The sequence below is a fragment of the Streptomyces curacoi genome (genome assembly GCF_001513975.1).
GTDB classification, from domain to species: Bacteria; Actinomycetota; Actinomycetes; order Streptomycetales; family Streptomycetaceae; genus Streptomyces; species Streptomyces curacoi.
In genome coordinates, this window is record NZ_KQ947989.1 from 258,373 (window position 1) to 282,344 (window position 23,972).

The window sequence follows — 23,972 nt, forward strand, 5'->3', positions numbered from 1 at the left end:
CTGCCGCTGCGGACCCTCACCGCGGTGGCCACGGGACAGGTGGACGACGCGGATCTGACGTTGTTGCGGTCTTCCCAGCGCAGCCGTCTGCTGCTCGCGCTCTCGGCGATCCTTGCCTGGCTGAACCGCTCGGAGGAGACCTGGCGGCAGGCCCCTGCGCTGCCCACCCGCCCCGCCACGGCGTGGGAACTGCTCGCCGGGGCGCAGCGCTGCGATCCCCTGGCCGTCGAAGCCGTTCTCGGGGATCCGTCCGTCGGTTCCTGGGCGTTCCCGCTTCTGCGCAGGCTCCGCCACGGAGCGGCGGCGGTCGGCTCGCAGACTCCCGTGTGGGCGGAGGCCTCGCTGTTCGCGGCGCTGGCCGCTGCCGCCGCCGTCCGCGCCGGTGTGCGCACGACGGTACGCGTTCCGGCATATCGCGGGCGCGTCTGGCTGCCGTCGCTGGGGGTGACCGACTCGGTGGGCCGGGGCAGCTGGGCGGTCGTGACGTTGGAACACGGCCCCAGCGGCACGGTGGTCTTCGGTGACCAGGGTTCGGTGCGGCTACCGGAGGATCTGACCCGGCCCGCGGACGGCTGGCATCCGCTGCCCCGCCCCGGCGGCGACGGCGGTCCGTACGGCACGGGAGCCGTGGCCCTCGACCATCTCAGCCCCTTCCGCGACTTCCGCTCCCTGAGCGACCCGGTCGCACTCGCACCCCGGACGCTGGAGCGCTGGCACTCCCTGCTCGCCGAGAGCGAGGCGCTGCTGCGGCGGGAGCAGCCCGCGGCCCACCGCCTCGTGACGGGCATGGTCCGCACGATCGTGCCGGTCGACGGTCCGAGCGAGCTGCGTGCCGTCAGCGCCACGGTTCCCGACGCGCCGGGCGCGGTCACCATGTCCCTTCCCGTGGACGCGTCGGCGATGGCGGCCACCTTCATCCACGAGGCCCGCCATCACCTCCTCAGCTCGCTCGCCGAACTCATTCCGCTGTTCCTCCCGGTGCACGAGGGCCCCGAACCCACCTACTTCGCTCCCTGGCGTGCCGACCCCCGGCCGCTGCGCGGGCTTCTGTTCGGGGCGCACGCCTTCACCGGCGTGATGTCGTTCTGGCAGGCCCGGCGGGCCGCGGAAGGGGAACGCGCGGAGTTCGAATTCGTTCTGCACCACCGGCAGCTGCGCGCGGCCTTCGCCGGGCTGCGCAGTGCACCCGGCCTGACGCGGGCCGGTGGACTCGTGCTCGAAGGGCTGACGGAGTACTTCCACGAGGCCCCCGGCACCGGCACCGAGACCGGGGCCGCGACTCCCCGGCGGCTGGCCGAGCTGTCCTACGACGCCGAGCATGCCGCGTGGCGGTCGGCGCACCTCGCCGTGGAGCCCGACGAGGCCACCTCGCTGGCCCGCCGGCTGCTGGCGGGAGAGCCGCCACCCGCCCGGCTGCCACCGGCTCGGCTGCGGCCGACCGGGAGCGGCACCCCCCGGCCTTCCGGCCGCGAGGCCGCCCGGACCTGGTTGGCGCGCCTCTGGTGCACCGACCGCGAGGCCTTCGCCTCCGTGCGGCGGCAGCTCGACGAGGGGCATCCGCACCCGCTGGGCATCAGGGGCGCGACACCCGGAGACGCCCTCCTGGTCTGCGGGGACACGGACGCGGCGCTGGACTGGTACCGGCGCCGGCCCTCGTCCCCGGAGATGTGGACCGGGATCGGTCTGGCGCACCGGACCGGTGCCTCCCGGCTGCTCGTGGAGCGCCCCGAACTCGTCCTGGCGCTCCACACCGCGCTCCAGCGGCTGGGCGCGGAACCGGCCGACCCCGAGGACCTGGCGGGCTGGCTGGCTTCGCGCCCCGCGTCGCAGGACTCAGATGCTGAGCGCGTCGATGTCGCAGTTGGCCCGGATACCGTTGGTGGCGTCCCGGGTGGCCTGGTGATCAATGCCCAGCACCCGGCGGAATGAGGCCAGGGCCTTTTCGTAGTGCTCCTTGGCCTCGACGGTCTTGCCGAGGCCCTTGAGGTCGTAGGACAGGTTCAGCCGGATGGCCAGCGTCGAGGGGTGTTCCTCGCCCCGGGCCTCGATGCTCTGCTGCAGCAGTTCCGCGTCGATGTCGTGGGCGTGCCGCACCTCGCCGAGCGCGAAGTGGTCGCTGGCGAGGTTCGTCCGGGCCAGCATGGTGCGCGGATGGCGTTCGCTCAGGACCCGGCTCAGACCTCGCACCGCCTCCTCGTCGAGCGTGCGGGACTCCTCGATCTGTCCGAGCAGACGCAGGGTGACCGCGAGGTTCGTCGCGGTCGCGTAGGCATGCGGGTGCTCCGGGCCGAGCAGTTCGCGGATGTACAGCATGGCCTGACGCCCCAGCGTGGCGGCCCCGGTCAGGTCACCGGTCTGGCGCAGGTCGGTCGCGTGGTTCAGCGCCGCCCGGACGGTGTCGAGGGACTTCTCGCCCTGCTTGCTCCGCAGTACCTGAAGCACCTTCGAGGACAGCTCCAGCGCCCCCGCATGGTCCCCGATCTTGCGCCGGGTGACGGACAGCTCGCGCGTGACCCAGACGGTGAGCGAGTGCTCCTCCCCGAGCATCTGCACGGCACGCTCCCGCAGGGCCTCCTGGCCCTCCAGCGCCGACTGGAACCTGCCGAGTTCCTGGAGGTCGATGTACAGCTGGTGCAGGGTGTTCAGGGTCTGCAGATGATCGTCGCCGATGACCTCCACCCGGCGCTGGTAGGTGTCCTCGTCCAGTCGGTACGCCTGCTCCAGGTCACCCGCGAGGCGCAGGCTCACGGCGTAGTTGTGCGCGGCCTGCAGCGTGCTGGGGTCATCGGCACCCTGTTCCCGCAAGGTCGTCTCGTACGCCCGCTGGTCCAGTTCGCGGGCTCGGTAGAAGTCCCCGCGCGTGCGCAGTACGAGCGCCAGGAAGCTCAGGGCGCGCTGGGTGGCCTCGTGGCTCTCCCCCAGCACGCGACGGCAGCGCTCGACCAGCTCCGACTGGACCTCGTACGCCTCGGTGTAGCGTCCGAGCCAGCGCAGCGCCTCGGCGCGGACCTGGTCGATGGACAGCACGTGCTCGTGGTCGTCGCCGAGCAGGCTGCGCCAGCGGGAGGCGGCTTCCTCCGCCGCCTCCAGGGCGGGTTTGTAGTCGCTTCGGGCGAGCAGGAACCGCGCCTCGTTGAGCACCAGTTCCCGGACCCAGCCCTCCTGGCACTCGACCATGCCGGAGGCCCGTACATGCGGCAGGAGCGCCGAGTAGCGCGGCCACATGGACGAACGCTGGGGGTTGCGCGGGTCCGAGTGCGCCAGGATCTCGTGGGCGCAGTGGCGCATCTCGGCGCGCTCGTGGCTGTTCATCTGCTCGATGAGCACGCGCTGCACCAGGCGGTGGACCTGGATGGTCGACTTGCGGTGGTCGATGCGCGCGAGTGCGTAGCGCCCGATCTCGCGTACCGCGCGCGCCAGTTTGATGGGATCGTCCAGCGCGGCGCGCAGAGCCGTCGGTGCCGCGACACCGCGCACGGCGGAGAAGAAGTCCCAGTCGATCGGCTCGGGCGCGAAGAACGCGCAGACCTGCAGCAGTTGGAGGGCGGCCGGATGGTCCTCCCGCAACCGGTCCAGCGAGACATTCCAGGCCGCGGCCACCGGCAGGTCGTAATCAGCCGGGGGATCGACCTGAAGGAGTTCCGCGTATTTCGTCTCGAAGAGATCGAGGTACTGGTGTACCGGCATTCCGGTTTCCGCAAGCCACACCGCGGCCTGCTCCACGGCCAGGGGCAGGTCGCCGAGTGAGTCGGCGAGCCGATCCGCCGCGTCCTCGGGAATATCCGGACTTCGTCGCTTGATCAGCGCGACGCTTTCCTCACGTGCAAACACATCGACCTCAAGGGAATTGGCCAAGCTCGACCACTGGGCATTACGGGACGTGACCAGCACTCGCCCCGGCCCGTCATTCGGGAAGAACTGCCTGACTTCATGCGGGTCCTCCGCATTGTCGAAGACCAGGAGCCAATTCGAGTAGGGTTCTCCCACTCGCAAGGCTTCCAGAACTGCGGGTACCGCGCTTCGGTCGGCGCCTGCCCGCAGGTTCATCTGTTCCCCGAGTTCGATCAGGGATTGCACGATCAGGTTGGTCTGTTCGGCTGGAATCCACCAGATGAGTCGATAGTCCCGACTTCGTCGGTACACGTACTCGATGGCGATCTGAGATTTTCCGACCCCGCCCATGCCGTGCAGGGCCTCGGGGAGGACGGCGGTGGTCCCTTCACTCAGCCGCCTGTTCAGGTGTTCGAGAAGTTCCTGGCGTCCAGTGAAATTCCGATTCCGCTGCGGAACATTTCCCCACAGGCGCGGCGGCACATCCGTTCGAGTGACGGTCGGGACGGACTGCGACGCGGTGGACACGGAACCTCCTGGGGTTTCTTGCGACGGGATTTCCTGCCCGTTCGAGGCAGGGCGTGGCGAGTGCGGACGATCGCCAACCGTAGTGGAAACATCACCCTGTGTCATACCGACCGGTGGGGGCTTGACATCCGTTTCGCCCAGCAGTCGCTTGAGCCGTCCGGCCCGGGCGAGATAGGGCCCGGAGAGCGCGGAGAGCGCCGAATGCAGGGGGCGCACGAAGGGGCGCGTCCGCGCGGTGACAGGGGGGTCGGCGGCGCTCAGCCGCCACTCGACCAGCCGCTCGCCGCCGGCGATCGTGGTGGCGAGGCGGGGGCCGAGATGGGCGGCCACCTGACGCAGCACGCTCATGGTCTCGGCCCGTGACCCGAGGCCCAGTAACTCCTCCCGGACGCCGTCGTCGAAATCGAAGGACACCTGCCGGTCGTCTTCCGCGTCGATGCGCCGGTCGGTCCGCCGCAGCAGCCCGAAGAGCATGATCTCGGCGAGGTTCCAGGCCTCGGCACCCGGCAGGGATCGCTGGATGAGCCGCATGACCGGCAGGTTGAGGGGCGCGGCGGCGAGCCGACGGGCCAGCGCCACCGCGTTCGGTGAGGCCTTGGCCAGGAACTGCTTGACCGCGTCCCCGGCCCGTCCGGGCGCGCTCTCCGCCCGGGGCAGGACGTGCTGCCGCGACACACCCAGGTCGCCGCGTGGGCTGGTGAGCAGCACGGCGGCGGCGTGCCGTCTGCCGGATCCGGCCACCAGCCGCGCCCAGCGCCCGAAGGATCCCGGGGTCATCTCCAGCACCGGCACCGGAACGGCCTCCGCGCGGCGGAACGGCATCCCCGGATCCACCCCGGAGCCGGTGGTGTTCAGCAGCCTCAGCAGCCGGTTGGGAACGGCGGCGCGTACGGCGTCCAGTTGGGCTCGGACCGCGGTGGGAAGGGTGAACTCCCAGACCTCCTGCGGCATGAGGCTCAGTACGGCGGTGGGGCAGGTGCCCGCGGCGGAACTCAGGAACGCCGCGGCGTTGCCGTTGCGCCAGGACTGGGCGAAACCGTCGGTCACCACGAGCACGACGTCGTCCGGGCCGGCCGCGGCGGCCGGCGGCCGGCGCCGCTGGCGGCGTACGACATGTCCCGCCGCCCCGACGTCGAAGGGAACCACGCTGATGTGACGGAACGCCCCCGTCTGCTCCAACACTTCGCGCAGCTCGCGGACAGTGCTCGTCCACAGTTCCATGGACGGGCTGTTGTCGATCAGCAGCACGAGGCTCAGCCGACGCTCCTCGGGCTGTCGGCAGACCGGCAGCCACAGGTGGTCCGCGGCGATCCGGTCTGCCGTCGCCTCTTCGTCCAGTTCCCGCGCGCCCGGTTCCGGGCGTCGCAGTCGCAGCGGACGTAACGCACGTGCCAGGGCGAGGCCTCCGCGTGGGAGCGCGGACACCGTCGCATGCTCTCCACCGAATACCAGGTCCGCATCGGCTCCCCGGTCCTGGCGCCGCTCACCCGGGTCGTCTGCTCGGTCCTCGCCGTCGTGGTGAGCCATCGGCCAGGAGCCCGTCCCGGGGCCCGCGCCGTTCGGTGCCCGGTCGTCCGCTCCGGCGTCCTGGCGTGGGACGGACTCGGTGTCCGGCTCGGGTTCCGGCTCCGGGCGCTGACGTCGCACCGCGGTCCCCGGGCGCCGCGGCGGCCGGCCGGGACCGGCCGCCGGATGGGCGGGGCGCGGTGGCGACCAGTCCCGATAGGGCGCGGCCGCGTCCTGACAGGCGGCGAGATAGAGGGCGTCCCTGAGCTCCGGCCAGGAGGTCCCGCTCAGCGCGGGCTCGTCCGTCGGGTCGGTCATTCGGGCCTCACCGCCGGCCCGGTCCCGTCGAGTCTGTGCCAGATGGCTTCGGTGAGGTTGAGCAGGGCCTCGTCGTCCCGCGAAGGGCTTGAGGCGGCCAGGTAGAACGAGTTCAGCAGCTGGTCGATGGAGAGGCCGCCGCGTTCGCGACTGCGCTTGAGGAACTGGGCGATGAGGGTGCCGCCCCACTGCTCGGCCACGTCCGCCCCGAAGTGCGCGGCGACCATGCTCGCGAGGTCGTCGTCGCCGGGTTCCGGCATCTGCAGCAGCAGACAGCGCCTCAGGAACGCGGCGGGGAACTCCCGTTCGCTGTTCGACGTCATCACGACGATGGGGAAGGCACGGCACTTCACCACGCCCGCGGCGATGGCCGCTTCCCCCTCGGGGTCGTCCGTCTGCACCCGGACCACGGGATTCCGCCGCCGGGCGCGCCGCAGCTCCGGGATGGTGAACGTGCCGTCCTCGAACACGCTCAGCAGATCGTTGGCCAGGTCGAGATCGCTCTTGTCCAGTTCGTCGATCAACAGGACGCGAGGCTCGTCGTACGGCAGCAGCGCCGTACCGAGCGGGCCGAGCTGGATGTAGTCGCCGATGTCGGGCGGGGCGGCGCCCGGCTCCCCGCCGTCGGTGCCGGCGGGCGTGTCGCCTGCGGCGGCCCGGAGCGCGGCCGTGTCCTGGACCCGTCCGATGGCGTCGTACTCGTACAGTCCGCGCTGGAGCGTGGTCCGGCTCGTGATGTGCCACCGCAGCACACGGCCGAGGCGTAACTCGCGGCTGATCCGGTAGGCGAGGCTGGACTTGCCGGTGCCAGGGCGACCGCTGACCAGCAGCGGACGGCGCAGCATCAGGGCGGCGTTGACCAGGTCCGCCTCGCGGCGGGCGAACGCCGGGGAGTAGCCGGCCGGCCGGTGCCCGCCCAGTCGGCGGGCGGTCTCCTCCGGGTCGTCCGGCGGCCGGGCCACCACGGGTCCCCCTTGGAACGCGCGCCACGGCGGGGGCGGCGGGAGAAGCGCCCCGAGCGTGGTGTCGCGCAGGGGCTCACCGGTGCCTCGGTAGATCCACCAGCGCGGTCGCTCGCCGTCCACGGCAGGCGGCTGGGACGGGGAACCGGGTACGGACGTGTCGTCAGGTGGCGTCACTGGCCCTCCTCCACGACCGTGCGGGCGGCCTCCTGGTCGTTGCTGGGGGGACCGACCGGCATGCGGTCGGGGTCGTCCCACAGCAGAGCGACGTGACGGCCGACAACAGCGTTCGCCTCAGCATCGCGGTCGGCGGTGGCGATGCGCAACGCCTTGACCACACCGGGCAACGTCCTGAGGTCATGGCGCTCCAGCAGATCACGCAGTTCCGCGCGAAAGGCGGGATCAGCGAGTCCTCTGCGATCCCAGAGCACGATCGGAACGCCTGCCCGCAGCGCTTCCCCCAACTCGTCCGTACGCCCGTGCGCCCAGGCATCCCCCTGTGCGCTCCCGGGTGCCTCACTGAGCACGACGACCGCCGGAGGCGGCTCGGACAGCAAGTGGGCTCTGCCGTCCTCCGGGAACCAGTGCACCCGTCCGGCGTTGCCCTCGGTGAACGCCCGCCAGCGGCTCCCCCACCGACCGTGCAGGTCGCGGCGGTCGTGACGGTCCAGACTGCGCAGAACGACGTGGTGATCCTCCCCCAACACCCCACCCACTCCTTGGAAAGCGGTCTTGCGCCATCGTTCCACGCCCAAGTCCAGCAGGACACGCGGTAGAAGGAACTCGACGGCGATGTCCGACCTCAGATATGCCCACTCGCTCTCCGCGTTATGGATCAGCGCGCGCACGGCTTTCTCGGCCTGCCCCAGGGTGATGCGCCGGTCCTTGCCCCGCTGCTGCTCTCCCGGGTGCACCCGCCACCAGTAGGACAGCAGGATGTCCGTGTCGCCGTCGGAGTCCAGCAGGTGCCGCAACCGAATGATCACGTAGCTCGTGGGGCTCCACACATCGGTGCGCAGCGGAGCCGCGGTCTTCTCGGCAGGCTCGTGCTCGGCTCCCTGCGGGGTGAGCGCGAGGTCATGTGCGTCGGCCCAGTCGGCCAGCGCGAAATGCTGCTCGCCGTCAGCGACGAGGGCCAGCTGCCGCAGGACGTCGAAGCAGGGCAGGCTCTGGCCGGGACGGGCGTTGAGCGTCGCGGCGTGCAGGAAGACCGACCAGGGCTCGGTGCAGTGGGTGGGAGGGCTCGCGCGCCCGCGACAGTGCAGGAAGTCGGCGTACCACCGGCGCAGATCGGGCACATGGACCTCGTCGAGCAGTAGGAAGATCTCGTTCCACTCCTCGACGGTGAACAGCTCGACCTCCCAGGCGGCCACCGCCACCTTCAGCCGCTGGATCCCCGTCGTGTTGCCCTCCCGCACTTCCAGATGGCGGACCAGGGGCGCCAGCCCCTCCTGCTGGTCGCACATCTCCTCCATCAGCTGCACGAGAAGCGGCCGGCGCGCCACCGGCTCGGTGCTCTCCACCGCGACCCGGCTGCGGCGGCCGAACCGGCGGACGACATGCCGCAGGGTCGCCGAGTCCCATAACGCGCAGACCTCCTCGACGACATCGACGAGGTATCTCGGCAGTTCCCGCCGCTCCTCGCCGACGGCGGCCTCAGCTTGGGTCATCCGGGCTCCCCGAAGCCTGGCCGGCTGTGCAGCAGATCCGGTCCAGCACCGCCACGGCGTCCGCCGCGGACCGCGCCTGTCCGCCCAGCATGAGCACCGCGGCGCGCAACGCGGCGCAGCCACCGCGCCGGTCGACGCAGGTCTGGACGAGGCCTTGGAGTTGCTGCCGGGGCCAAGGGTGATCGGGCGCGCCGCGCCGCACGGAGGCGGGCAACTGCGCGCGCAGCAGCCGTCCGCCGTCGTGGCCTATCTGTGGCACGTCCAGCAGGGCGTCGGCCAGTTCGTACTGTTCCTCCATCGACGGTGGGGTGCACGTCGCGGGGGCGGACGGGCGCAGGACACCGGTGAGCGGCGGCCACCATCGCGCTGCCACCGCGACGGGGAGCATCCAGGCGACTTTGGCGGCGCGGTCCACGAGGGCCGCGGTGACGAGCCCGATGACCCGCCGGTCGGCCGGGTCCCAGACGGCAGCGCCGCTGAAGCCCCGCTCAACCGGTACCCCGGTCGTGCGTACGCCGTCGAGCTGCATCCACTCGGGGCAGGCACCGCTGCGCCCGGTGAGCCGCGCGGTGGCGACGAGTCCGGCCGGTGCGTCGCGCGGATACCCCACGATCGCGACGCGCCGGTCGTCCCCGGGGGGCCCGGCGGCCAGGGGCAGGGGGCCGGCGCCGTGCGGCAGCGCAGGAGCATCGGGGCGGAGCGCCAGGACGGCGAAGTCGGCCTGGTCCGCCAGGCGGGCACCGGGCTGCGCGCCGGTGAGGGGCGGGGGCGGCGACCAGGCGCGCGGAACGAGTTCCGCGGACGCCGACCAGCCGCGCCCGGGCAGGTCGACGACCAGCTGCCCGGCGGGCCCCTGCGTCGAGTTCTCCGCGGACGGGTCCGGTGGCCCGTCCTCGGTCGCACGCAGCGCGGCCATGACGACGTGCGCGCAGGTCAGCACATGCATGCCCGCGCCGACCGGTGCGACCAGCACCCCGGCACCCCATAAGCAGCCGTCCTCGGACAGCACCCGAACTTGCCCTCGCTCTGGCCCCACAGTGATCGTCTCCCCCGTACGTCACGCATGTGCCCGAACCTGTTCCCTCAGTGTAAGAGGGCCTTTCCCTCCGCTTTTCAGTCGTGCACCAGATACTGCTCGCCGCAAGAGGGTGTGGTACGACGCGCAGGGCTCGACCGCGCACCGACCGGGGCACGGCCACGGTCAGCTGTGCAGGGCTCCCGTCCCCAACAGCCCGAAGAGCAGCACCCCGACGACGATCCGGTAGATCACGAAGGCGTTGAAGGAGTGCTTGGCCACGAACTTGAGCAGCCAGGCGATGGAGGCGTAGGCGACGACGAAGGAGACGGCGGTGCCGGCGGCCAGCGGCAGCGCGCCCGTGCCCGCCGTGCCGAGGGCGTCCTTCAGCTCGTAGACGCCGGCGCCGGTCAGGGCCGGGATGCCGAGGAAGAAGGACAGGCGGGTGGCGGCGACCCGGTCCAGGTCGAGCATCAGGGCCGTGGACATCGTGGCGCCGGAGCGTGAGAAGCCCGGGAACAGCAGGGCGAGGATCTGGGAGCTGCCGACGAGCATCGCGTCCTTGAACGAGGTGTCGTCCTCCCCGCGCTTGTGCCGTCCCATCTGGTCCGCCGCCCACATCACCCCGCTGCCGACGATCAGCGAACCCGCGACCACCCACAGGGAGGCGAGCGGCCCCTCGATGAGCGGCTTGGCGGCCAGGCCGACGACGACGATCGGGATCGTCGCGCAGATCACCCACCAGGCGAACTTGTAGTCGTGGTGGTAGCGCTCCTCCTTGTCTCGCAGTCCGCGCAGCCACGCGGAGACGATCCGCACGATGTCCCTGAAGAAGTACACGAGTACGGCGGCGATCGCGCCGACCTGGATCACGGCCGAGAAGCCGACGACGGCGTCGTCGTCGACGGGGATGCCCATGAGGCCTTCGGCGATCTTCAGATGACCGGTCGAGGAGACGGGCAGGAACTCGGTCACCCCCTCGACGGCTCCGAGGACGACGGCCTGACCGACGCTGATGGCGCTCATGGGATCCAGTTCCGGGGGGTCGGCGGGACAGTGGCGCGCACTGTCCTACCAGGTGCGGGTGTGAATCCATGGCAGGCGGCGACGTGGCCCGGCCGCCTACGCCCACACCGCCTGAGCGATCGACACCCCCAGGAACGCCGCGCCGAGGCCGGCGGTCACACTGCCGACGATGTTGACGACGGCGTACAGACCGGCCCCCGTCTCGGTCAGCCGCAAGGTCTCGTAGGAGAAGGTCGAGTACGTGGTCAGGGCCCCGCACAGACCGGTGCCCAGCAGCAGCTGGAGGTGGGACCCCGCGGCGCCCGCGGCTGCCGCGCCGGTCAGCAGGCCGAGCACGAGACAGCCGGTGACGTTGACCGCGAAGGTGCCCCAGGGGAACACCGAGTCGTGCCGGGACTGCACCGCCCGGTCGGTCAGATAACGCAGGGGCGCGCCGACCACGGCACCCGCGATCACCAGGAGCCAGTTCACGGGGACTTCTTACCTTTCGTGTCCGATCCGCGCGGGGCGTCGTCGCGGCCGACGTACCTGATGACCTCGCAGTCGTCGAGGATCACGAGCCCTTCGGTGACGAGTTCGTCGAGCTGCGGCAGGAAGTCCCGTACGCGCTCCTCGGTGTCGACGATCACGATCGCGACCGGCAGGTCCTCGCTCAGGGACAGCAGCCGCGAGGTGTGGATCAGGGAGGAGGCGCCGAAGCCCTCGATACCGCGGAAGACGCTGGCGCCCGCGAGGCCGGCGGCGTGGGCGCGGTGCACGATCTCGGAGTAGAGGGGCTTGTGGTGCCAGGTGTCGTTCTCGCCGACGAAGACGGTCACCCGCCGGGCCCTGCCGGTCAGCCGCGTCATGGCTGCCTCCAGTTCACAACGCCGCGGGTCGCCGCCGCCGCGAGCCGGACCGCCGTGAGCGCCGCGATCAGGGTCGCGGCGAGGTAGGCCAGTGCGGTGCGGGGGTGACCGCCGTCGACCAGCTTCTGGATGTCGACGGCATAGGTGGAGAAGGTGGTGAAGCCGCCGAGCACCCCGGTGCCGAAGAAGGGGCGGACCAGGCGGTGGGCGGCCCACACATCGGTGATGACCACCATGAACACGCCGATCACGGCGCAGCCGACGACATTGGTCCAGAAGGTCGCCCAGGGGAAGCCGCCCGGCTGGGCCGGCCACCACAGCGAGGCGGCGTACCGGGCCGTGGCGCCGATGGCTCCGCCGACTGCGACCACCGCGACGATGGGCGCCTGAGTCCGCCAGGCGCGCTGGGGTGGGGCGGGCGCCGGGGGACGGAGGCTCTCGGTCTCCGGGGCTGTCATGGTCGTACGTCTGTCTCCTGCCTGGCCCTCGTCACCGCACCTGGGGTGGTGATCGCGGCCGGTCAACAGCGTACGCCGGGCTCATTTCGGGACGGGCGCCTCGCACACCGCGACGCCGCGCTCCCACAGGCTGCCCAGGATCAGCCGGCCGCCGGTCTCGCACACGCTGGTGACCATGCGGAATCCGGAGTGCCGGCGCGCCAGGTGGTGGACGACCGTCCCGGTGTCGTCGAACGCGAGCACGCCGATCGTGCCCGTGGGGCGGAAGGGGGCGTGGACGGCCACGCGTGCGGCGCTGCGGCGTACGGCCGGGGCCGCGCGGTGGAGCAGGTCCAGCGGGGGTACGCGCGGGCCGGCCAGCGCCACCCAGATCGGGCCGTCCGGTGTGCCGCGCCAGAGGTTGTCCGGCATGCCCGGCAGGTTCTCGGCGAAGGGCTCGCTCTGTCCGGCGCGCGGCCCGGTGAGCCAGTAGCGGGTGAGGCGGTAGGCGCTTGTCTCGGCCACGACCAGGAAGGAACCGTCGGCGCTCGCGGCGAGGCCGTTGGCGAACTGGAGGCCGTCCAGGAGCACCGTGGGGGTGTCGCTGCCGGGGGCCAGGCGCAGGAGCCGACCCGTCGCCGTGTGTTCGACGAGATCGGCGAGCCAGTATTCCAGGGGGTGGCGACTGCTGCTGACCGTGAAGCAGACGCTGCCGTCGGGCAGCGCGACGACATTGCTGCAGAACCGCAGCCTCTCCCCCGCCGCCGAGTCGGCGAGGACGTCTGCGGTTCCGTCGGCGAGGTCGACGCGGAGCAGTCCGCGTTGGGCGTCGCACACCAACAAGGCGTTGTCCGGCAGGAGGTCCAGGCCGAGAGGCCGGCCGCGCGTCTCGGCGAGCACCTCGACGCGGGCTTCTCCCGAGTCCGCCAGGCCGTCGAGACGCAGGATGCGGCCGTCCTCGACGCCGGTCAGCACCCGGCCCCGGGCGTCGGCGACCACGTCCTCCGGGCCACGGCCGCCGATCGCGACGTAATGGCGTGGAACGAGAGCCGTGGGACGGTTCATGTGTGCCTGCCTCTCACCAGCGCGGTGCGCCGCCTCCACCTGCCTACCAGCCCTTCTCAAACATGCGCGCGACCTCCGCGATGCGCATCTCGTCGCGCCGGTAGTACAGGCGCCGCCGGATCCGCCTGGTGCGCAGCACGCCGATGTCCGCGAGCAGGGCGAGGTGGGTCTCGGCGACCTTGCGCGGCACACCGAGCTTCGCCGCCACGGCGGCCGCGGTGACGCCGTCCTCGACCAGGTCGCCCTGGCGCTGTCGCGGAAAGTGCGCGGCCGGGTCCTTGAGCCATTCCAAAATGTCCAGGCGCCTTACGCTGACGGGAGTCCTCAGCATCTCGTCCCCCTCCGTACGGGACCGCCTAGTGGAGCGTCTTCCCACTGTCCCGCGGTCGAAGCCGTGTCGGCCGGGACTCTTGCACCGTTGTCCGGTACCGATCGGGCACAGTGACTGACTGGCGACCCCGGCCAACAGCCCGTGCTCGTAAGGCATGTCAGGTGTTCTGGAGAACCAGCCGGGTACCTGGCAATGCTCTGATCGCCCGCCATATGCACGCCTTCTTCGACCGCCTGCCCCGGGATGTTCCCGCCTCTCCCGATCAGGTCGCCCAGGCGTACGCACAGCACCCGATGCCCGTGGCGAGCGCTCTGGATTTCCTGGTGCAGTCAGGACGGGCCGTGAGCGAAAGCAGCGTCTGCCCTCCGCACCCGCTCAAGAGTGCTGTCGTCCGTCCAGTGCTCACCATGGATCTCCCGTTCCTGGAGGGGGTCCGGATGGCCGACTTCAGCAAGATCACGGTGGAGGAGTTCGAATCCTACAAAGCCTTCCAGAGCCTTCTGCGACAGGAGTTCCTGAGTCTCGCAGCGCTGAACGCCGCCGTCCGACGCAAGCGGGCCGTCGCGGTGTCGGGTGCCGTGGCCGGAACCATCGGCGCCTCTCTCGTCGCCGTGTACGGACCGGCCTTCCAGACAGCCGTCGCCGCCCTGGGAGCGGCTGGTGCGAGCGGCATCCGGGGCATCATCCAAAGCGCCGCCGACAACAGCCCGCGGACTCTGCGCGACAGTCCCTGGTTCTACGTGTGGATCCTGGCCCGGAACAGCGAGAGATATCAGTAGGCGGCCTGCTGCCGCACAAGCCGACGTCAGCGAATCACATCAGCGCCCAGGTCGACGGAGCGTTTCCTGTGCCGGGCGAACTGGTGTCGAGTCCGGAAAGCACTTCGTCCCGCCGAATGACCGGCGGGACGAAGCGGCATGCGTCACCAACTCACCGGTGTCTGAACCACGCCATCGACGAGAGCGCCGTGTCGTCGTAGCCGAACAGGGCCTGGTTCTCCCAGCCGTTGCCGGAGGAGGCGTCGGTCGGGTCCCAGCCGTTGCCGGTGACGGCGGTCCAGGTCGCCTCCCAGTAGAAGACGCCGAGGCCGCGGCCGCCCGGAACGGCCTCCACGATGCTCGTCACGTCATTCATCCAGCGGCGCTGTCCGGCCGTGTTGGCCGGGTAGCCGGAGACCAGTTCGCCGGTGGTGTTGATGATCTCCTCGTGCGAGTCCTCGCTGTCCAGGCGGAACGGGTAGGCCGTCTCGGCGACGAAGACCGGCTTGCCGTAGCGGGAGGCCGCGTCGTCCAGGGTCGTCTGGAAGTCGGAGAGGGAGCCGTGCCAGTAGCCGTAGTACGACAGGCCGATCGCGTCGAACTTCACGCCGTTCGCGACCGCGCTGTCGAACCACCAGCGGGTGCCGGACAGGTCACCGCCCTTGGCGAGGTGCAGCGCGACCGTGGTGGACGAGTTGACCGCCTTGACCGCGTCGTAGCCCGAGTTGAGCAGGCCGGCGAGCTGCGACCAGTTGTTGGTGGAGCCCTCGTTCCACAGCATGCCGCCGTTGATCTCGTTGCCCACCTGGACCATGTCGGCGGTGGTGCCCTGGGCCTTCAACGCGTTCAACACGTCGTACGTGTGGTTGTACACGTCGGTCCTGAGCTGACTGTACGAGTGTCCCGCCCAGGCGGCCGGCTTGCTCTGGGCGCCCGGGTCGGCCCATGTGTCCGAGTAGTGGAAGTCGACCAGCAGCTTCATGCCGGCCGCCTTGATGCGCTTGGCCATGGCGAGCACGCGCGTCTTGTTGTTGTAGCCGTCGGCCGGGTTGACCCAGACCTTCAGGCGCGCGTAGTTCATGCCGGCGTTCTTCAGGATGGTGACCGCGTCACCGGTGGTGCCGGAGCCGGTCCTGTAGACGCCGCCCTTGGCCTCGCTCTTGGCGAGGGAGGAGATGTCGGCGCCGTGGATCGACGTGCCGGACGTGCCGGACGCGAAGGTCAGGTCGTCGACGTTGATCCAGTTGCCCGCGTTCGCGTCACTGTTGATGCTGATCGTGCACTGGTTGTTGGTGACGTTGACCGGCACGACGATACGGATCCATCCGCTCGCCGAGACCGGGAGGTCGGTGCGCTGTTCCGCGCCGCCGCAGTTCTTCAGCGCTATGTACGCCGAGTTCTGGCCGCCGCCGGAGCGGACCCACGCGGTGAGCCTGTAGTTGCCGTTGGTCAGCCCGGACAGGTACTGGTACGTCTCCACCTTGTAGGCGGAGGACGCGTAGTGGGACAGGCGGTAGCTTCCGCCGTGGCCGCCGGACTCGGTGAACGAGGCCGCGGTCGAGCCGTACTCCGACCAGCCGGCGGGCGTGGCCACGCCCGCGCCGTCGGACTCGAAGCCGCCGTTGGTGAGCGTACTGGCCGCCGAGGCGGTCTGCGCGGGCAGGGTGGTGAGGGCGAGTCCGGCGGCGAGCGGCAGCAGCAGGGCCCGCAGGGTGCGTCTGGGATGGAACATCGTCGTCCGTCGTCCCTTCGACGTGGGGTCGGGGGTGCCCCTCGCCAAGGGGTGGCGAGGGCCTCACCACAGCGGTGAGGAGCCCCTCCGCCCGCGGCTCGCGGCACACGCGGGCGAAGGGGAGTCGGCGTCAGCCGTCGAGTCGTACGACCCGGACGGCCCCCGCGGGCACTTCGAAGCGGCCCGCGGCGCGTTCACCGGTCAGCAGCTCGGTGCCGGGCGACTCCAGCGGCACCTTGGCGTCCGACGCGGTGTGGTTGATGGCGAACAGATAGCTGCCGGACTCGCCGGCGCGGCGTACGACCTCGACATCGCGGGGCAGGTCGGCGCGCGGCGCGACCTGCGCGTCCTCGATCGCCCAGCCCAGCAGTGCGTCGAGTCCGTCGACGCCCAGGCGGGTGGAGACGTACCAGGCGGTGCCCTCGCCGAGGCGGTGCCGGGTGACGGCCGGGCGGCCCGCGGTCAGGCCGTCGGCGTAGGTCCAGACGGTCTCGGCGCCGCGCGGGACGACGAACTCCGTCCACACGTCGCCGCTGAGCTCGGAGCCGTCCGGGCCGGTGATGCGCACCGACTGGTCCTGGAGCAGGGGCGAGAACTCCTCGATCGTCAGGCCGAGGACATCGCGCAGCGGTCCCGGGTAGGCGCCCTCGTGCACCGCGTCGTGCTCGTCGACGATGCCGGAGAAGTACGACACGACGAGGGTGCCGCCGTTGTCGACGTACCGGCGCAGATTGCGGCCGGCCTTCTCGGTCATCAGGTACAGGGCCGGTACGACGACAAGGGGATAGGCCGACAAGTCGGCTTCCGGGTGGGCGAAGTCGACCGTGAGGTGGCGGTCGTAGAGGACCTCGTAGAAGGTGTCGGCGCGCTCGCGCGGGTCGTGGTCCTCGCTGGGGCGCCAGTCGAGGTTCTGCGCCCACCAGGAGTTCCAGTCCCACAGCATCGCCACGTCGGCCCGGGTGCGGGTGCCGCGGACCGGGCCCAACGATTCGAGCGAGGCGCCGAGTTCGACCACCTCGCGCCACACGCGGGTGTCCGTGCCGCCGTGCGGGACCATCGCCGAGTGGAACTTCTCGGCTCCGCGCCGGGACTGCCGCCACTGGAAGAACATGGCGCCCTCGGAGCCGCGTGCCACGTGGGTGAGGGAGTTGCGGGCCATCTGCCCCGGGGCCTTGGCGGGGTTGCGGGGCTGCCAGTTGACGCCCGAGGTGGAGTGCTCCAGCAGGATCCAGGGGGCGCCGCCGGCCACCGAGCGGGTGAGGTCGGCGGCCATCGCGAGGTTGACGTGGGTGCGGCGGCCGTCGGTGATGAGGTAGTGGTCGTTGGTGACGATGTCGACCTCGCGGCCCCAGGCCCAGTAGTCGACGGAGTCGCACTGGCTGAGGGCCGTCATGAAGTTGGTCGTGACGGGGACGCCCGGCGAGAGGCGGTGCAGGATGTCCCGCTCCATGACGAAGTTCTCGCGCATGGTGGCGTCGGCGAACCGCTTGTAGTCGAGGGCCTGGGACGGGTTGACGGCCGTCGGCGTCAGGCGCGGCGGGTTGATCTGCTCGAAGTCGTTGTAGCGCTGGCCCCAGAAGGCCGTGCCCCAGGCCTCGTTGACCGCGTCGACCGTTCCGTACGTCGCCGCCAGCCAGCAGCGGAAGTGGGCGGCGCAGGAGTCGCAGTAGCAGGCCGAGACGGGGACGCCGTACTCGTTGTGCACGTGCCACATCGCCAGCGCCGGGTGGTCGCCGTAGCGCTCGGCGAGCTTGGTGGTGATGGACGCGGCGGCCGTGCGGTAGTCCGCGTTGCTGTGACAGATCGCGGCGCGGGAGCCGAACTCGTGGCGCACGCCCTCCGTCGTGACGGGCAGCGCCTCGGGGTGGGCCCGGTAGAACCAGACGGGCGGGCACACCGTGGGCGTGCCCAGGTCGACGCGTATGCCGTTGTCGTGCAGCAGGTCGAAGAGGCGGTCCAGCCAGCCGAAGTCGTACTCCCCGGGTGAGGGCTCCAGCAGGGCCCAGGAGAAGATTCCGACACTCACCATCGTGACGCCGGCCTCCCGCATCAGCCGGACGTCCTCGTGCCAGACGCTTTCCGGCCACTGCTCGGGGTTGTAGTCCCCACCGAAGGCGAGCCTGGTGAGGCCCCTGGGGGTGGTCTCCGGCATGGAATCTCTCCCGGTTGATCGATCAATTGGGAACGTGCACACACATCGGCGGCGGTGTGAGCCCAACATAACCGCACAGCAACAACCATTGACAAGTGTCCGGGATGTTTCTCTACTGTGAACGCTCACAGAAGCATGGCAGGTCTTCGCAGCAAGCGGAGGCCCAGGTCAGGGGAGAGATCCATGCCCAACACGAAGCGCACTCGCCTCGTGGCATCCACCATCGCCGTGGCCCTCGGCGCCACCGCCCTCGCCGCTTGCGGCTCGTCCGACTCCGACAGCGAGGCCGAGTCCGGTCCCGTCTCGCTGACGTACTGGACCTGGACGCCCGGCATGGACAAGGTCGTCGACCTCTGGAACAAGGGCCCGGGCAAGAAGGACCGGATCACGGTCACGGTGAAGAAGCAGGCGTCCGGCGACACGCTGGTCACCAAGATCCTCACCGCGCACAAGGCCGGCCAGGCCCCGGACCTGGTTCAGGCCGAGTACCAGGCGCTGCCGACGCTGGTCAGCAATGACGCGGTGGCGGACATAGCGGGCGAGGTCGGCGACGCCAAGGACAAGTTCGCCGACGGTGTGTGGCAGCAGACGACGCTGGGCACGGACGCGGTCTACGCGGTGCCGCAGGACATCGGGCCGATGATGTTCTACTACCGCGAGGACCTCTTCAAGCAGTACGGCCTGAAGGTTCCGGCCACCTGGGAGGAGTTCGCCGAGACCGCCCGCGCGCTGAAGAAGAAGGCCCCCGACAAGGACCTGACCACGTTCTCCGCCAACGACTCCGGCCTCTTCGCGGGTCTGGCCCAGCAGGCCGGCGCCAAGTGGTGGACGACCTCGGGCGAGAAGTGGAAGGTCGGCATCGACGACGCCGCCTCCCAGAAGGTCGCCAAGTTCTGGGGCGACCTCGTCAAGGAGGGCGCCGTCGACAACCAGCCGATGTACACCCCGGCCTGGAACAAGGCGCTCAACACCGGCAAGCAGATCGCCTGGGTCAGCGCCGTGTGGGCCCCGGGCACGCTGACCACGGCCGCGCCCGACACCAAGGGCAAGTGGGCCATGGCCCCGCTCCCCCAGTGGTCCGACAGCGCGAACGTCACCGGCAGCTGGGGCGGCTCCTCCACCGCCGTCACCACGGACTCCGACCACAAGGCGGCCGCCGCGAAGTTCGCCGCCTGGCTGAACACCGACGGTGACGCCCTCAACGCGCTGGCCAAGGAGAGCGGCATCTACCCGGCCTCCACCTCGGCCCAGCTCAGCGGCGCCTTCACCACCCCGCCGGACTACTTCTCCAACCAGGTGGACTTCTACAAGACGGCCGCCGAGATCGCCGAGACCACGGCGCCGTCGGCCTGGGGCCCGAACGTGAACGTCGCCTACACCACCTTCAAGGACGCCTTCGGCGAGGCCGCCAAGAACAAGTCGGACTTCGCCGCCGCCCTGAAGACCATGCAGGACGACACGGTCGCCGACCTCAAGAAGCAGGGCTTCGAGGTCTCCGAGTGACCAGCGCACGCCGGAAGCCGTACGGGGTCAAGGGGGCCCCGTACGCCTTCCTCATCCCCGCGACAGTCCTGTTCCTGCTCTTCTTCGCGCTGCCCATCGGCTACGCGATCTGGCTCAGCTTCCGCAAGGTGAAGGTCTCCGGCCTCGGACTCGGTTCCGGCGCCCGCAGGGAGGTCTGGGCCGGCCTGGAGAACTACACGGCCGCCCTCACCGACAGCGAACTGGTCAACGGCGCGCTGCGGGTGCTCGGCTACGGCTGCATCGTCGTGCCGGTGATGCTCGGGCTCGCCCTCCTCTTCGCGCTGATGCTCGACTCCGACAAGGTGCGGTTCGCGCCCTTCACCCGGCTCGCGATCTTCCTGCCGTACGCCATCCCCGGCGTCGTGGCCGCGCTGCTGTGGGGCTTCCTGTACCTGCCGGACGTCAGCCCCTTCTACTTCGTGCTCGACAGGCTGGGGCTGCCGCAGCCGGACCTGCTGGACGGCGGTCCGCTCTATCTCGCCCTGTCGAACATCGCGGTCTGGGGCGGCACCGGCTTCAACATGATCGTCATCTACACCTCGCTGCAGGCCATCCCGGCCGAGGTGCACGAGGCGGCCAAGCTGGACGGTGCCACGCCGTTGCAGATCGCGCTGAAGATCAAGATCCCGATGGTGGCGCCCTCGCTGGTGCTGACCTTCTTCTTCTCGATCATCGCCACGCTCCAGGTGTTCAACGAGCCGACCACCCTCAAACCGCTCACCAACTCCGTGTCCACGACCTGGAGTCCGCTGATGAAGGTGTACCAGGACGCCTTCGGCAAGGGCGACATCTACGCGGCGGCCGCCCAGGCCACGATCATCGCCCTGGCCACGCTGCTGCTGTCCTTCGGCTTCCTGCGGGCCGCGAACCGTCGTCAGAAGCAGGAGGCAGCACGATGAGTTCTCTTGCCGTCGGCAAGACCGCAACGGCGGCGGGTTCGGCACCCGGCACCGTCCAGGACCGCCCGCCGCTGCGCCGCCGGATCGCGTTCGTCCCGACGGTCACGCTGCTCCTCGGCGCGCTCTACTGTCTGCTGCCCGTGGCGTGGGTGGTGATCGCGGCGACGAAGTCCGGCAGTGAGCTGTTCTCCACCTTCACCTTCCTGCCGGGCACCGGCTTCGCCGACAACGTCTCGGAGCTGAGCGCCTACCGCGACGGCGTGTACTGGCAGTGGATGGGCAACTCCGCCCTGTACGCCGGTCTCGGCGCGCTGCTGTCGACCTGTGTGTCGGCGGTCAGCGGCTACGCCCTCGCGACCTACCGCTTCCGGGGCCGCGAGACGCTCTTCAACGTGCTGCTCGCCGGTGTGCTCATGCCGCCGATCATCCTCGCCGTGCCGCAGTACCTGCTGCTGGCGAACGTCGGCCTGACGGACTCGTACCTGTCCGTGCTGCTGCCGCAGATCCTCTCGCCGTACGGCGTCTACCTCTCGCGGATCTACGCGGCCGCCGCCGTTCCCGCCGACGTGGTGGAGGCCGGGCGGATGGACGGGGCGAGCGAGTGGCGGATCTTCACCCGGGTCGCGCTGCCGATGATGGTGCCCGGCATGGTGACGGTGTTCCTCTTCCAGTTCGTGGCCGTCTGGAACAACTTCCTGCTGCCGTACATCATGCTCAGCGACGACGAGAAGTTCCCGATCACGCTGGGCCTGTTCACGCTCCTCGAACAGGGCGCCAACACCCCGGCGCTCTACACGCTGGTGATCACCGGCGCGTTCCTCGCGGTCATCCCGCTGGTCGCGCTCTTCCTGGTCATCCAGCGGTTCTGGAGCCTGGATCTGCTCTCCGGGGCCGTAAAGTCATGACCATGAGCAACACGGGGGGCCGACGCAGACCGCCGACGATCCACGACGTGGCGCGCGAGGCCGGAGTCTCACGGGGCACTGTCTCGCGCGTGCTCAACGGCGGGCACTACGTCAGCCCGGCCGCCCAGGAGGCGGTCAACGCGGCGATCCGCAAGACGGGTTACGTCGTCAACCGGCACGCCCGCTCGCTGATCACGGGGCGTTCGGACTCGGTGGGCTTTCTGCTGACCGAGCCTCAGGAGCGGTTCTTCGAGGGCCCCAACTTCAACGTCCTGCTGAGCGGCTGCACCCAGGCGCTGGCCGCGCACGACATCCCGCTGCTGCTGATGCTGGCGGGCACGAAGGACGAACGGCGGCGCATAACGCGGTACATCACGGCGGGGCACGTCGACGGGGTCCTGCTGGTCTCCAGCCACTCCGGTGACCCGGTGGCCGAGGAGCTGCGCGCGGCGGGGGTGCCGCTCGTCCAGTGCGGCAAGCCCATGGGGCTCGGCTCCAAGGTGAGTTACGTGGCCGCGGACGACCGCGACGGTGCCCGGGACATGGTGCGCCACCTGCTGTCGCTGGGCCGCCGCCGGATCGGCATCGTGAGCGGCCCGCTGGACACCCCGGGCGGTGTCGATCGCCTCGCCGGCTACAAGGAGGTGCTCACGGAAGCGGGCATCGAGATCGACGAGCGGCTCGTCGTCTCCGGCGACTACAGCCGGGCCAGTGGCGAGGCGGGCGCCGAACGGCTGCTGGCGCAGGCCCCTGACCTGGACGCCTTGTTCGTGGCCTCCGACCTGATGGCGCAGGGCGCCCTGACCGCGCTGCACCGGGCGGGCCGCCGGGTGCCGCAGGAGGTGTCCGTGGGCGGCTTCGACGACTCCGTCGCGGCGACGGAGGCCACCCCCGCGCTCACCACGATCCGCCAGCCCTACGACCGCATCAGCGCCGAGATGGTGCGGTTGCTGCTGGCGCAGATCGGCGGCGAGGACCCGGCGGCGGTGATCCTGCCGACGGAGCTGGTGAAGCGGGAGTCCACGTAACGGCACCAGCGGGCCCCGAGGGCGCGCCGGACGGCGATACGGCCGTCCGGCGCGCCCTGTGCGTGCGATCGGTCGGATACGTGCGATCGGTCGGACGCGTGCGATCGGTCCAACGCGTGCGATCGGTCAGGAATCGAGAAGGCCGCGACCGCTCCCCCGTCCTAGCGTGAAGCCACCGACGAGACACGTCGGACCCACGTCCGTTCAGGAGGGCACCATGACCGCCGGACTCAACACGATCATCTACCCCGTCAAGGACCTCGACCGGGCGAAGGCCCTGTTCAACGCCCTGCTGGGCACCGAACCGTATGCGGACGAGCCGTACTACGTCGGTTTCAAGGACGCCGGACAGGACGTCGGGCTGGATCCCCACGGGCACGCGAAGGGCATGACCGGGCCGGTCCCCTACTGGCATGTGGCGGACATCAGGGCGACGCTCGCGGCCCTGCTGGAGGCGGGTGCCGAGCCGTTGCAGGACGTGAAGGACGTCGGCGGCGGCCGGCTGATCGCCTCCGTGAAGGACGCCGACGGCAACCTCGTCGGGCTCCTCCAGGATCCGACCGGGTGAGGGACCCCGCTCTCGGCCGTCTCTCACTTGCGCATGCACTAGTTGCACAGGCAACAAATGGCCGAATCGGTGCTACCGTGCCGGTATGGCAGTGAAGACGGCCGACACAGGGCTTGAGGAACGGTGGCGGGACATCCTGGCCGTGCACGCGCGCACGATGTGCGAGATCGACCGCGTGCTGCACCCGCACGGCCTGGGCGCGAGCGACTTCGAGGTGCTCGACATCCTCGCGTCGGCGCTGCCCCAGGAGGGCGAGCAGTGCCGGGTGCAGAACCTCGTCGGGCGGGTCCATCTCAGCCAGAGCGCGCTGTCCAGGCTCATCGGCCGGCTGGAGAAGGAGGGCCTGGTGGAGCGCTCCGTCTGCGCGGAGGACCGGCGCGGCGTGTACGTCGCCCTCACCGGCAAGGGCCGTGATCTGCACGCCGCGGTCCAGCCGCTGCAGCGAGCCGTGCTGGCCCGGACGCTGGGCGACTGACACCCGGCGCCTGGAGCACGAACTCGGTCCCGTCGGGGAGGACTTCGGCGCCCGCCTCGGAGATCCGTGCGCGCGCCTCCGAGGCAGGGTCGAGCAGGGGGTTCGTGTCGGCGAGGTGGGTGTAGATCCGACGGGCGTGCGGGTGGCGGGTGACGGGTGACGGCGGCGAGGCTGCCGTCGGGCCCCGAGACGGGCAGGTGGCGGCCGGGCCGCGCCGCCTCGTCCGCCGTGAAGTGCGTGCCGTCCAGCACGACGCAGTCGGCCGCCACGACGAGGTCGTCCAGCATCGGGGACCATCCGCTCACCCGGGTCGCGTACACGAGGACGCCTCCGGTGGCCAGGTCCTCGACGCGGTACGCCGTCACCCAGCGGTCGTCCGGGACCCGGTCCCGTA

At 70.6% G+C, this 23,972-nt stretch carries 20 protein-coding genes; 8 read left to right on the top strand and 12 right to left on the bottom strand.

Features of this window, described 5'->3' with window-relative positions:
* Nucleotides 1–24: 24 nt before the first annotated feature.
* Nucleotides 25–1,929 carry an aKG-HExxH-type peptide beta-hydroxylase gene (locus tag AQI70_RS21395; RefSeq protein ID WP_062152498.1) on the top strand — a complete coding sequence of 635 codons (1,905 nt, stop codon included), beginning with the start codon at nt 25–27 and terminating at the stop codon, nt 1,927–1,929.
* On the opposite strand, the gene fxsT is transcribed toward AQI70_RS21395, so the two are convergent.
* From fxsT to AQI70_RS21445, 10 genes are all read right to left on the bottom strand, one after another.
* A complete protein-coding gene (gene fxsT / locus AQI70_RS21400; RefSeq protein WP_062152500.1) occupies nt 1,834–6,183 on the bottom strand; it encodes an FxSxx-COOH system tetratricopeptide repeat protein in 4,350 nt (1,449 codons plus the stop codon). The two genes, AQI70_RS21395 and fxsT, sit on opposite strands and share 96 nt — an antisense overlap.
* Nucleotides 6,180–7,322, bottom strand: coding sequence for an AAA family ATPase (locus AQI70_RS21405; RefSeq protein ID WP_341845960.1), 1,143 nt, complete (start codon nt 7,320–7,322; stop codon nt 6,180–6,182). Before AQI70_RS21405 ends, fxsT begins: the two co-directional genes overlap by 4 nt.
* A complete protein-coding gene (locus tag AQI70_RS21410) occupies nt 7,319–8,815 on the bottom strand; it encodes a VMAP-C domain-containing protein (RefSeq protein WP_062152502.1) in 1,497 nt (498 codons plus the stop codon). The genes AQI70_RS21405 and AQI70_RS21410 overlap by 4 nt, the downstream gene beginning before the upstream one ends.
* Nucleotides 8,802–9,824, bottom strand: a complete 1,023-nt coding sequence (locus AQI70_RS21415) for a trypsin-like peptidase domain-containing protein (RefSeq protein ID WP_062152504.1) — start codon at nt 9,822–9,824, stop codon at nt 8,802–8,804. Before AQI70_RS21415 ends, AQI70_RS21410 begins: the two co-directional genes overlap by 14 nt.
* Before the next feature lie 192 nt (nt 9,825–10,016).
* Nucleotides 10,017–10,856: an undecaprenyl-diphosphate phosphatase gene (locus tag AQI70_RS21420; protein WP_062152506.1), complete on the bottom strand. Its 840-nt coding sequence runs from the start codon at nt 10,854–10,856 to the stop codon at nt 10,017–10,019.
* Between the two features lie 96 nt (nt 10,857–10,952).
* Nucleotides 10,953–11,327, bottom strand: coding sequence for a fluoride efflux transporter CrcB (gene crcB, locus AQI70_RS21425; protein ID WP_062152508.1), 375 nt, complete (start codon nt 11,325–11,327; stop codon nt 10,953–10,955).
* Nucleotides 11,324–11,704 (bottom strand): DUF190 domain-containing protein, encoded by a 381-nt coding sequence (locus AQI70_RS21430; protein WP_062152510.1) that lies wholly within the window; start codon nt 11,702–11,704, stop codon nt 11,324–11,326. Before AQI70_RS21430 ends, crcB (AQI70_RS21425) begins: the two co-directional genes overlap by 4 nt.
* A complete protein-coding gene (gene crcB / locus AQI70_RS21435; RefSeq protein ID WP_062152512.1) occupies nt 11,701–12,162 on the bottom strand; it encodes a fluoride efflux transporter CrcB in 462 nt (153 codons plus the stop codon). The genes AQI70_RS21430 and crcB (AQI70_RS21435) overlap by 4 nt, the downstream gene beginning before the upstream one ends.
* Nucleotides 12,163–12,243: 81 nt before the next feature.
* Complete coding sequence (locus AQI70_RS21440; RefSeq protein WP_062152514.1) at nt 12,244–13,206, bottom strand: SMP-30/gluconolactonase/LRE family protein; 963 nt, start codon at nt 13,204–13,206, stop codon at nt 12,244–12,246.
* 43 nt (nt 13,207–13,249) lie between these two features.
* The gene (locus AQI70_RS21445) at nt 13,250–13,537 is read right to left on the bottom strand and encodes a helix-turn-helix domain-containing protein (protein ID WP_062152516.1); all 288 of its coding nucleotides are present in this window, start codon (nt 13,535–13,537) and stop codon (nt 13,250–13,252) included.
* A gap of 161 nt (nt 13,538–13,698) precedes the next feature.
* Here AQI70_RS21445 and AQI70_RS21450 point away from each other — a divergent pair, with 161 nt between their 5' ends.
* On the top strand, nt 13,699–14,316 hold the full coding sequence (locus AQI70_RS21450) for a hypothetical protein (RefSeq protein WP_159042689.1): 618 nt from the start codon (nt 13,699–13,701) through the stop codon (nt 14,314–14,316).
* A gap of 151 nt (nt 14,317–14,467) precedes the next feature.
* Here the strand turns inward: AQI70_RS21450 and AQI70_RS21455 are convergent, their stop codons facing one another.
* Nucleotides 14,468–16,027 (bottom strand): glycoside hydrolase family 53 protein, encoded by a 1,560-nt coding sequence (locus AQI70_RS21455; protein WP_062152520.1) that lies wholly within the window; start codon nt 16,025–16,027, stop codon nt 14,468–14,470.
* A gap of 130 nt (nt 16,028–16,157) precedes the next feature.
* Nucleotides 16,158–18,179 (bottom strand): beta-galactosidase, encoded by a 2,022-nt coding sequence (locus tag AQI70_RS21460; RefSeq protein WP_062152522.1) that lies wholly within the window; start codon nt 18,177–18,179, stop codon nt 16,158–16,160.
* Between the two features lie 183 nt (nt 18,180–18,362).
* Between AQI70_RS21460 and AQI70_RS21465 the strand changes: the two genes are divergently transcribed.
* From AQI70_RS21465 to AQI70_RS21490, 6 genes are all read left to right on the top strand, one after another.
* Nucleotides 18,363–19,682 (top strand): ABC transporter substrate-binding protein, encoded by a 1,320-nt coding sequence (locus tag AQI70_RS21465; protein ID WP_062152524.1) that lies wholly within the window; start codon nt 18,363–18,365, stop codon nt 19,680–19,682.
* The gene (locus AQI70_RS21470; protein ID WP_062152526.1) at nt 19,679–20,602 is read left to right on the top strand and encodes a carbohydrate ABC transporter permease; all 924 of its coding nucleotides are present in this window, start codon (nt 19,679–19,681) and stop codon (nt 20,600–20,602) included. Before AQI70_RS21465 ends, AQI70_RS21470 begins: the two co-directional genes overlap by 4 nt.
* Nucleotides 20,599–21,507 carry a carbohydrate ABC transporter permease gene (locus tag AQI70_RS21475; protein WP_062152528.1) on the top strand — a complete coding sequence of 303 codons (909 nt, stop codon included), beginning with the start codon at nt 20,599–20,601 and terminating at the stop codon, nt 21,505–21,507. The genes AQI70_RS21470 and AQI70_RS21475 overlap by 4 nt, the downstream gene beginning before the upstream one ends.
* The gene (locus AQI70_RS21480) at nt 21,504–22,535 is read left to right on the top strand and encodes a LacI family DNA-binding transcriptional regulator (protein WP_062152529.1); all 1,032 of its coding nucleotides are present in this window, start codon (nt 21,504–21,506) and stop codon (nt 22,533–22,535) included. Before AQI70_RS21475 ends, AQI70_RS21480 begins: the two co-directional genes overlap by 4 nt.
* 217 nt (nt 22,536–22,752) lie before the next feature.
* Nucleotides 22,753–23,103, top strand: a complete 351-nt coding sequence (locus tag AQI70_RS21485; RefSeq protein WP_062152531.1) for a VOC family protein — start codon at nt 22,753–22,755, stop codon at nt 23,101–23,103.
* Between the two features lie 85 nt (nt 23,104–23,188).
* Nucleotides 23,189–23,578, top strand: a complete 390-nt coding sequence (locus AQI70_RS21490; RefSeq protein WP_062152533.1) for a MarR family winged helix-turn-helix transcriptional regulator — start codon at nt 23,189–23,191, stop codon at nt 23,576–23,578.
* The last annotated feature ends 394 nt before the right edge of the window (nt 23,579–23,972 follow it).

Excerpts from the sequence above, each read along its gene's own strand:
- AQI70_RS21485 (WP_062152531.1), top strand. The coding sequence starts at position 22,753 with ATGACCGCCGGACTCAACACGATCATCTACCCCGTCAAGGACCTCGAC.
- AQI70_RS21455 (WP_062152520.1), bottom strand. The coding sequence starts at position 16,027 with ATGTTCCATCCCAGACGCACCCTGCGGGCCCTGCTGCTGCCGCTCGCC.
- AQI70_RS21460 (WP_062152522.1), bottom strand. The coding sequence starts at position 18,179 with ATGCCGGAGACCACCCCCAGGGGCCTCACCAGGCTCGCCTTCGGTGGG.
- AQI70_RS21445 (WP_062152516.1), bottom strand. The coding sequence starts at position 13,537 with ATGCTGAGGACTCCCGTCAGCGTAAGGCGCCTGGACATTTTGGAATGG.
- AQI70_RS21465 (WP_062152524.1), top strand. The coding sequence starts at position 18,363 with ATGCCCAACACGAAGCGCACTCGCCTCGTGGCATCCACCATCGCCGTG.
- AQI70_RS21440 (WP_062152514.1), bottom strand. The coding sequence starts at position 13,206 with ATGAACCGTCCCACGGCTCTCGTTCCACGCCATTACGTCGCGATCGGC.
- AQI70_RS21490 (WP_062152533.1), top strand. The coding sequence starts at position 23,189 with ATGGCAGTGAAGACGGCCGACACAGGGCTTGAGGAACGGTGGCGGGAC.
- AQI70_RS21480 (WP_062152529.1), top strand. The coding sequence starts at position 21,504 with ATGACCATGAGCAACACGGGGGGCCGACGCAGACCGCCGACGATCCAC.
- AQI70_RS21410 (WP_062152502.1), bottom strand. The coding sequence starts at position 8,815 with ATGACCCAAGCTGAGGCCGCCGTCGGCGAGGAGCGGCGGGAACTGCCG.
- AQI70_RS21420 (WP_062152506.1), bottom strand. The coding sequence starts at position 10,856 with ATGAGCGCCATCAGCGTCGGTCAGGCCGTCGTCCTCGGAGCCGTCGAG.
- AQI70_RS21430 (WP_062152510.1), bottom strand. The coding sequence starts at position 11,704 with ATGACGCGGCTGACCGGCAGGGCCCGGCGGGTGACCGTCTTCGTCGGC.
- fxsT (WP_062152500.1), bottom strand. The coding sequence starts at position 6,183 with ATGACCGACCCGACGGACGAGCCCGCGCTGAGCGGGACCTCCTGGCCG.
- crcB (WP_062152512.1), bottom strand. The coding sequence starts at position 12,162 with ATGACAGCCCCGGAGACCGAGAGCCTCCGTCCCCCGGCGCCCGCCCCA.
- AQI70_RS21475 (WP_062152528.1), top strand. The coding sequence starts at position 20,599 with ATGAGTTCTCTTGCCGTCGGCAAGACCGCAACGGCGGCGGGTTCGGCA.